Raw genomic sequence first — 902 nt, forward strand, 5'->3', positions numbered from 1 at the left:
GTCGTCGGCGCGTCGTTGAACATGTCCGGCGAGCTGACGAACCGGCCGGTGGCGTGCAGGGTCTCCATCACCTGGTTCCGGGCACGGCTGACGGTCGCCGGGGTGCCATAGCCATGGGCCAGGACGGCGGCTTGGGCACCGAGGAGGCAGACCCGGCCCGCCTCGTCCCACAGCGCGCCCTGCAGCCAGCCCGCGTGGTGCAGGTAGCGAGAGGTCAGCCGCAGGTGATCGGCGACGCTCACCGAGACCGGCCTGGCCGGACGGCGGGCGATCCGGTCGAGCAGCGTCACCCGGGGCAGCGGGTGGCCAACGTTCCAGAGCTGCACCGTGGAGCCGTACGGGCAGACGTACGGCACCAGCGGCAGAGCTGCGGTCGGGAGGGAAGCGAGGTACGCCTCGATCTCGGCGACCAGCCCGGAGCTGTCCCAGGTGACGAGGGGCGGTGCAGTGATCAGAGTGCTCGGCATTGCTAACTCCCCTTTCTGGGAGGTCACTTGGCGCCGGTCTGGTTGATGATCTTCACGCCGTCGCGGGTGGTCTTGTCGATGACCGGGGCGGCCGAGGTGTCGGCCAGGTAGAAGCCGAGGAGGACGAAGGCGATCACGACCCACCAGCGGAGCCGCAGTTGGCGGAAGAGCAGCCAGGCGACGATCAGCAGGATGACGGTGAACGGGAGAGTGACGTCCATCTGTGGTGCCTCTCAGGCGAGTTCGGCGATGAGTGCCGAAGCGAGCGGGTCCTTGATGCCGAGCCGAGCGCGCAGGGTGGCCGGGTCGATCGGGGTGCCGGTGCGGGCGTGGTGGTCGTCGGCGACCTTGCGGGCATGCGTGAGCAGGGAGGCCGGGAGTACCGGGGCCGGGGTCGCGCTGATAGCGGGCGGAGCAGGGGGCGCCGGAGGTCGG

The 902-nt window shown here is 70.3% G+C and carries 2 protein-coding genes and 1 pseudogene; all 3 read right to left on the reverse strand.

Going from position 1 to position 902, the window contains the following annotated elements:
* The coding region (locus ABD323_RS41925) for a DUF6197 family protein (RefSeq protein WP_344447324.1) at positions 1-467 on the reverse strand (467 nt) is incomplete at its 3' end.
* 23 nt (positions 468-490) lie between these two features.
* On the reverse strand, positions 491-688 hold the full coding sequence (locus ABD323_RS41930; protein WP_184918467.1) for a hypothetical protein: 198 nt from the start codon (positions 686-688) through the stop codon (positions 491-493).
* 12 nt (positions 689-700) lie between these two features.
* Positions 701-902 (reverse strand): annotated as a pseudogene (locus ABD323_RS41935) (DUF2637 domain-containing protein); the annotation flags it as partial.

The sequence above is a fragment of the Kitasatospora nipponensis genome, from assembly GCF_039528135.1.
GTDB lineage: Bacteria > Actinomycetota > Actinomycetes > Streptomycetales > Streptomycetaceae > Kitasatospora > Kitasatospora nipponensis.

Coding starts and splice junctions, on each gene's coding strand:
- ABD323_RS41930 (WP_184918467.1), bottom strand. CDS start 688: ATGGACGTCACTCTCCCGTTCACCGTCATCCTGCTGATCGTCGCCTGG.